The sequence below is a fragment of the Halorubrum trapanicum genome (genome assembly GCF_017873555.1).
Classification (GTDB): Archaea; Halobacteriota; Halobacteria; order Halobacteriales; family Haloferacaceae; genus Halorubrum; species Halorubrum trapanicum.
In genome coordinates this window covers 1-4490 of record NZ_JAGGKE010000024.1, presented here as the reverse complement: position 1 = coordinate 4490, position 4490 = coordinate 1, and the positions used below count along the sequence as shown (strand labels likewise).

Below are 4490 nucleotides of genomic sequence, written 5' to 3'. Positions count from 1 at the left end.
ATCCCGTATAAGAAAAAACTCAATATCCTTGCCGACAAATCAGCACTCTCTCTTCGACCCGGACTTAGTGGACGAGTACTTACAGCAACAAGAGGTTGAACGGCCGGCTGACACCGACGACATCATCGAGGCAGTCGAAGGATGGACGGGTACCAGCACGTCGCTCACCGAGCGCAACCTGCAGCAGTCGTTCGTGAGCGACATCTTTTCAGATGTACTCGGATACACACGACCGCGCGGCAGCGCCGGTGAATTCCAGCTCCTTCCCGAATCACTCTCCGAAGGTGGTGAAGGGTTCCCTGACGTACTACTCGGGCACTTCGAACAGGACGATGGCGAACTTACTGAGGACGTTCGGAAGGTCGTCGGTGAGCTGAAAGATCCGGGGACAGATCTCGATAAGGTCGATCCGTCACGCCTCAAATCCCCGGTCGAACAGGCCTTCGAGTACGCAATTACGAACGGCCTGTCCGTTCGGTGGGTTGTCGCGTCGAACATGGAAGTTGTCAGACTGTACCACCACGGCAGCATCGACCACTACGAAGAGTGGGAGATCGACGAGTTCCTTGACGCCGATGGTGAGCCTACCGAGACGTTCTGGGAGTTCTATTTCATTATGCACCGACGGTTCCTAATCGGTGAGGACGCCGATTCGGACATCGAGGACCTCATGGCGCAGAACCTCTCCGAACGGTTGGAACTTACTGAGGACTTCTACCAGTTCTACCGCGAGGCAGTTGAGGACGTGTACGAGGTAATTATCGACGAGGACCCGGAACTCGCCGAATCCAGCGACGGGCAACTCGCCGCTATTCAAGCCGCACAGACGTTCATTCACCGTGGTCTCGTGATTTGCTTCTTCAGCGATCACCCGTCTGGCCTACTCCCCGACGATTTGCTGAAGGACGTCATCGAGACCGGCAGGGACCTACCGACGCTTGACGACCAGAAAATCTACCCGCTCATACAGGACCTGTTCCGCGTAATCGACACTGGTAGCCCCGACGAGTACCCGTACGATATCTTCGGGTACGATGGCGGGTTGTTTGAGGAGGACGATGTGCTGCAGTCCGTAACACTGCCGGACGAGTTGTTCACAGATACTTACGAAATCGGTGATTCTGAAATTGAAGGCGTGTACGGGTTCTACGAGTACGACTTCCATTCCGATTTGAACGAGCACGTGCTTGGTCGTATCTTTGAGGAGAGTGTGGGTGACATCGAGCAGGTGCGAGCGAACCTCGCAGAAGGCGAGAGTAACCCGTTCAGTGGTGACCGCGGCGACTACGGCCTTTACTTCACGCGGGAGGGCCTCACCGAGTACGTCGCCGAGAAATCGATACAGGATCTTCTACAGGACAAGCGCGCGAAGATTCGAGATGAGTTAGACCTTGATAACGGGGAAATGGAGATGGAGAACCCGGACAAGGAATTCCTTGAAGCCTACCTGAAGGAAATTGTTAACATCCGAATCGCGGACATCGCTTGCGGATCTGGCGCGTTCCTAGTGTCCTGTTTTAACCACCTTAGCCGTGAAGCGCGCCGAGTACACGAGAAGCTTCGCTCCGCGAAAGTTGCGGCAGCTGGTTCGGACGGACCGGTACAGGTACCACTCGAATCCTTCGAGAAGCGGGAAATCGAGATTCTCGACAAGTGCCTGCACGGGAACGATTTGCTGCAGGAAGCGATTGAAATCTCGAAACTCTCCGTGTGGCTACGGTCGGCGCGGAAGAACACATCGTTGGGAATGCTCACCGGGAATTTCGCGTCGCAGGACGCACTCGCCGGTGAAATCCAGTTCGAAGACATCGATGAAACGGCTGGGTTCGGCGAGTTCGATCTGATTATCGGGAATCCGCCGTGGGGTGGGCAAGTAAGCCCCGAAGCGACCGAATGGGTGGACCGTGAGCTCGGTGACGGGTTCGATGTCGAGAACATGGACACCTACGAATTGTTCATCCTCACCGCATGCAAGTATCTGGACGACGGTGGCCGGTTAGCGTACGTCCTCCCGAAAACCCTGCTTCGATCCGAGAAGGCAGAAATCCGACAGTATCTTCTCGACAACTACGAGTTTGAACGGTTCCACATCATGGGTGCAGACTGGTTCGGAAGCGACATTCGCATGTCTACGGTGACGATGCAGCTGAAAAACACGGAGCCAAGCGCCGAGAACACGTTCCGGTCGATGACCCTCGTCGATGAAGACCGCCGGAAAGCGATTGAAGGTGAGTTGAGCCTCTCACAGCTTGAATCGGCGTATGCGTTCGATATCCCGCAGAGCCGTTGCATTGAGTCCGGGGAGATCGAACCATTCCGATACGTCGAAGATGACGAACTCCTCGATACGATGGAGGATAACTCGATACCGGTCGGTGCGTTCTGCGAATCTCACCGTGGCGTCGAGCTGAACAAGGCCGGGCACGTCATCAAGTGCCCGGCGTGCGGGAAGTGGATTGCCCCGCCGCGGAAGAAGGAACCGGACGAAGAGAAGGAATGCAATTACTGTGAGGTTGAGTTCAAGTATCAGAACAGAGTCGGTGAAGAGTACCTAATTAGCGACGACCCGGCGGACGGTGACGTGCTGTACATGGACGGTGATTCGTTCGATGCACGGTATGATGAGTTAGAGTTGAAGGGTCTCGACTTAGGGTACGACGGTGTCAATTACAAAGACCAGTCCGTGTACGACGGTGATAAGCTGTTCATCAGGGAAGCCGGGGTCGGGTTGTCAGTTGCGTACCACGGGGACACGGTCTATTGCCCGCGGTCGGTGTACGTGTACAAGATCCGTGACGACCAGCAGGATATGCTGGATTGGTACGTGGACGTCGATCTTGCCGACGAGGACGAAGAGTACGAGGGCAAGTGGGCCAACCCGGAGAACGTCCCGAGCGGCCTCGACACGACAACGTACCACAAGTTCCTACTCGGATTGATGAACTCTCGCGTGCTGCATTACTACATGTTCAAACGGTCCGGGGAGATCGACGCCGCGGAAGCGTTCGCCAATATGCGGCAGACGGACATCAGGGAACTCCCGGTTCCGGTGGCGAAACTCTCTGAAGAGGATGGCCGTGAGACGGCGGAGGAGATTGCTGATTGCGTCGATACGATGCTTGATGACGGTGAGCTTGGTGACAGTACGGATTGGAAGATCGACCGGTTGCTGATGGGGTTGTACGGTTTGGACCCGGGTAAGCTCGTGTACATCAACTCGCAGATGGGGCTTGGTGCGTACCACAAGAAGATGCAGGAGCTGTACCCTGATGGGAAGCCGCCGGCACCGGAGCGGAAGCAGGATGTGAAGTTGAACGTGGACGCCGCGGAAGCCGCCGAAGCAGACGACTAACAGGACCTCTCACTACTCCTCGGGGATAAGGTCCGAGTGCCGGAATTGGACCGGGAGTACGTCACCGTCCACGCGCCTCACGCGGTACGAGTATCGGTCTAAGTCGCGCCCGGTCTCTCGGTCTAAGTCGTCATCAAACCGGTCTACGACGACGCATGTGACACCGTGGAAGCGACTGTCTGGATCATCTGGGTCAAGGTATACGCGCACGTTCTCGCCTGGGTCATACGGGTTCGGTGAGGGTTGCGGAATATCTTCCATTCCCTATCGTCGAGTACCACGACCTCCCCTTTATTATCAACGAGTGTACGGTAACCAGTATGTTCGACCGTCTACGCGCCTATATCCCTCAAATTAGTTTAACAGCGTTACAAGTCACTCTCATCGAGAAACTCGTTTTCTGGGAATCGAACACGGAAGTACAGACCGACGACCTACAGGACACCATCGAGCGGCAAAGCCAACCTGTCGTGAAAAGCCGTGGGAAGGAAATACAGTCGAAAAGTGGACGCGGTACCACGTTCGACATCCTCACCATCCAGCTGGAAAACCTCGGTGAAGGAGTCGCACAGAATCTGTATATCCGCCCTACACTCGTCGTGAGTTACCATCCAGACCCTGGAGAAAGAACGCCTATCGACATTGAGGATGCGTGTTTCCTCACCCCGGACGGTGATGGGTTCGAGATTCTCCCGAGGTTCTTTGCGTTGAACAGGACCGAGGGTGATGATTTTGAGAACGATTCAAGGGATGGAGGCGTGTTAAGTCCGAACGAAGGCCGGGTCGAGTTCAGCACACAAGTTGAATTTGAGGAAGTGTTTCACGGTGAGGAGGGGCGAGCGGAATACATCCGTTCTCCTGTGTTCGAGACGACGCAACGACTATCCCACGCCGGTATTCGGTACATTTCGTTTCAGTTGCACGTCCTATACACCGACGTGAACGGCAATGTACACGCGGAGCAGGTAATGGGGAAGACAGGGGGAATCACGAGCGGTGTGACGCTTGAGGACATCTGTGAGTTCCGTTTCTCGTCGGAGTCTTCAGATCACAAGTTGCACCGACGGGTCGAAGAGACGTTCAAGTACCCGCCGTGAATCATGGCGACGTTAGTGAGGGTAGGCCCCTATAGTCATCC

Annotated in this window: 2 protein-coding genes; both read left to right on the top strand. The window is 55.4% G+C overall.

Annotated features, from left to right (window positions below; all coding sequences use genetic code 11):
* Positions 1-67 precede the first annotated feature (67 nt).
* Positions 68-3352 carry an Eco57I restriction-modification methylase domain-containing protein gene (locus J2744_RS15525; protein ID WP_210114060.1) on the top strand — a complete coding sequence of 1095 codons (3285 nt, stop codon included), beginning with the start codon at positions 68-70 and terminating at the stop codon, positions 3350-3352.
* Between the two features lie 320 nt (positions 3353-3672).
* Positions 3673-4449 (top strand): hypothetical protein, encoded by a 777-nt coding sequence (locus tag J2744_RS15220; RefSeq protein ID WP_210114059.1) that lies wholly within the window; start codon positions 3673-3675, stop codon positions 4447-4449.
* Positions 4450-4490 lie beyond the last annotated feature (41 nt).